This window comes from Halanaerobium sp., assembly GCF_003070835.1.
In genome coordinates this window covers 1-3,682 of record NZ_QBLR01000326.1, presented here as the reverse complement: position 1 = coordinate 3,682, position 3,682 = coordinate 1, and the positions used below count along the sequence as shown (strand labels likewise).

At 36.6% G+C, this 3,682-nt stretch carries 2 protein-coding genes and 1 other annotated feature; of the genes, one reads left to right on the top strand and one right to left on the bottom strand.

What is annotated here, in order from left to right; translation table 11 throughout:
* Window positions 1-3 precede the first annotated feature (3 nt).
* Window positions 4-258, top strand: a binding site (T-box leader).
* Window positions 259-341: 83 nt separating this feature from the next.
* Entirely contained in the window at window positions 342-2,090 is a 1,749-nt protein-coding gene (ilvB, locus tag CI949_RS18365; RefSeq protein ID WP_290769074.1) for a biosynthetic-type acetolactate synthase large subunit, read from the top strand.
* Between the two features lie 146 nt (window positions 2,091-2,236).
* Here ilvB and CI949_RS18360 read toward each other — a convergent pair whose 3' ends face one another.
* A complete protein-coding gene (locus tag CI949_RS18360; protein WP_290769072.1) occupies window positions 2,237-3,589 on the bottom strand; it encodes a Na+/H+ antiporter NhaC family protein in 1,353 nt (450 codons plus the stop codon).
* Window positions 3,590-3,682 lie beyond the last annotated feature (93 nt).

The following is a 3,682-nucleotide window of genomic DNA, read 5'->3' as shown; positions in this document are numbered from 1 at the left end:
ATTAAAAATGTTATGATAGGAAATGAATAATAAAAATATGATGACAGAGAATCGGTATCTGGTGGAAGCCGTATCTATTTTATTATTACTCTCATCCTTGAACAGTAAGGCTGAATCAAGTAGGTCTTATCGGCTAAGTTTTGCATCCGTTATCTGTGCTGAAGTACTATTTTGTTTTCAAAAGTACTTATTGAGGCTATTAACTTCATTAATAGTGAATTAGGGTGGTACCACGTGATTAAACCTCTCGTCCCAAATAATAGATTTAAGCTGTTATTTGCGATGAGGGGTTTTTTATATTTTTAAAAATTATAATCTAAATATTAAGAGGAGTTGAAATTATGAAAAAACTATCAGGTGCTGAAATCTTTATTGAGTCTTTGAGTCGTGAGCAGGTAGAATTAGTTTTCGGATACCCTGGAGGAGCCGTTTTACCGATTTTTGAAGAATTTCGTAAATCAAAAATAAAATTTGTAATGCCCTACCATGAGCAGGTAGCTATCCATGCCGCAGGTGGTTATGCTAGATCAACCGGCAAAGCTGGAGTTTGTGTAGCAACTTCTGGCCCTGGAGGTACTAATTTGGTTACAGGTCTGGCCACAGCCAATATGGACTCTATTCCGATTGTTGCTTTTACAGGCCAGGTACCGATGTCTGCCATTGGGACAGATGCTTTTCAGGAAGCAGATATTAGAGGTGTCACTGCTCCAATAACCAAACATAACTATTTAGTTAAAGATATTAATGATCTTGCGCAAACTATTAAAGAAGCTTTTTACATTGCACAAACAGGTAGACCAGGCCCTGTTTTAATTGATATGCCGAAAGATATTTTAATGCAGACTGCAGAGTTTGAATATCCAGATAAAGTTTATTTGCCTGGATATAATCCGACCAAAAAGGGACATGGGCTTCAGATCAAAAAAGCAGCTGAAGCTATAAATACTGCAAAAAATCCAGTAATTTATGCTGGAGGGGGAGTAATTAACTCAAATGGTAGTCAGGAATTAAGAGAACTAGCGAATAAGAGTGGAATTCCTGTTACAACAACTATGATGGGGCTAGGTTCTTTTGACAGCACAAGCCCTCTAAGTCTGGGAATGTTAGGCCTGCACGGAACAACTCAGGCAAATAAGGCAATACATAATGCTGATTTGATAATTGCAGTTGGAGCAAGATTTGACAATCGAGTAACCGGAAAAATTGATAAATTTGCCCCTAATGCTAAAATAATTCACATTGATATTGACCCTGCTGAAATTGGAAAACGCCTCTACATTGATATTCCAATTGTAGGGGATGTAAAATTTGTTTTAGAAGAATTAAATAAAAAAATTAATGAAAATGAACACCCAGAGTGGCTGCAGCAGATTAATGAGTGGCGGGATCTGCATCATCAAAAGGCCTATCAGCCTAAAAAAGGTAAGCTGACCCACCGCCAGGTAATGGAAGAAATTTATAATATCAGTCCAACAAATACAATTATTACTGCCGAAGTAGGACAGCATCAGATGTGGGCAGCCCATTATTATAAATATACTGAGGCAAGATCTTTTATTTCTTCAGGTGGTTTAGGTACCATGGGCTTTGGTTTTCCAGCTGCCATTGGAGCTCAACTTGGCAACCCAGATAAAAAAGTTGTAGCTATCGCTGGTGACGGCAGTTTTATGATGAATATGCAGGATATGGCGACAATTGCCAAACAAAATCTACCGGTAAATATAGTTATCTTCAACAATAAACAGCTGGGAATGATTAGACAGCTGCAGGAAGTTTATCAGGATAAAAATTACTTCTCTACCTGTTTAAGAAAAGATGTTTCCTGTCCTCCAGACTGTTCTGCAGGAGGAGAAAATTGTCCAGAAGAAATGATACCAGATTTTGTTAAGTTAGCAGAAGCTTTTTCTAACTTTAATGCAATCAGAATTGAAAAAGTTGAAGATATAAGACCAGCAATTGAAGAGGCTATCAATAGTCCTAAGCCCTATCTACTTGACTTTATTATGGAAGAAGAGGAAACAATGTTCCCAATGGTTGTTGATGGTGACAGTCTAGATGAAATGCTCTTACACAAAGAAGAAATTAAATAATTTTTTTAATTATAACATTAAAAAGGTGGAGCCAATTTGCCCAGAAATTATGATTTAAGCTAATTTCTGAAGCTAATTGTCGCTCCACCTATTTTTATTCCAGTTATCTTTTATTTATATGTTTTTTATTAGAGAATCAGTTTTAATTATGCACTATTTTTTTGCTGTGCTGGTGCTTTTTCAGCAAAAAGTTTATCTGCACTTGGGAAAGCGAAGTAAATCGCTAAGAGTCCCGCAATTAAAACTAAGAAGTTGTAATGCAGATTAGGAATAATTTGGATCGGAGATATTTCAGCTAATGAACCCGCTAATAAGATCTGAGCTCCATATGGAATTATTCCCTGCCAGACACAGGCAAAAATATCTAAAAGACTAGCACTACGTCGTAAATCAACATTATTTTCGATTGCTATATTTTTAGCAAGTGGTCCACTAATGATAATAGCAACAGTATTATTTGCTGTACAAACATCTGTAACACTAACTAAGGCAGCAATTCCAAGTTCTGCACCCTTGGTGCTCTTAATCCGACTGGAAATTGCATAAATTAGATACTGTAATCCGCCTTCTTTCCGTATCATCGCTGCCAAACCTCCGGCAAACATGGATAAGAAGAAGACCTCTGTCATACTATTAAAACCAGCATATGCTTCTTGAGCCATTGCAATAAATGTAAAATCACCAAATATAATACCAATTAAACCTGACAAAAGCATTCCACCAAATAAAACCATAAAAACGTTGACACCAATTAAGGCAAAGACTAAAACGGCAATATAGGGAACTACTTTAATAATTTCAAAAGAATATTGTGAAGCCTGAACTGCTGTGTCTCCTGCAAAAAAGAGGAATACTAAAGTAAGAATCGCAGCCGGCAAAACAATTAAAAGGTTCATTTTGAACTTATCCCGCATCTCAACACCCTGGGTCTGAGTTGCAGCAATTGTAGTATCAGAGATAATAGAAAGGTTATCACCAAACATCGCTCCACCAATAACAGCACCGATAGTTAATGGTAATGGCAGTGCAGCTTTAGAAGCAATACCAACAGCAATTGGAACTACAGCTCCAATTGTTCCCATTGAAGTACCCATAGCAGTTGCGATAAAAGCTGCTATTAAGAATAACCCAGGTAGTAAAAACTGAGATGGGATAATTGAAAGACCTAAATTAACAGTTGCATCTACTCCACCTACTGCTTGGGAAACAGCTGAAAAAGCTCCAGCAAGCAGATAGATCATACACATTATAATAACATTATTTTCTCCGGCACCTTTAACAAAAGATGAAACTCTTTCTTCCATTGAACCTGAAGCCATAAAGAAAGCAACTACAATTCCGACTAGAGCAGCTATTGGAGCAGGAAACTGATAAAATGCCATTTCCACTCCCTGCATAGAGAAGTAAATACCCATTCCTAAATATAAGACTAAAAAGACAAATAAAGGTATTAGTGCAACAGGATTTCCTTTATCCAGTTTTTCAACTTTATTTTTCATTTATACTTAACCCCCGTTAAATTTGTTTTTAAAATTTTCTGAGTATTATTCCCTTATAAGATCCTCCGTTTTTCAGGAGGATCTATCTTATAC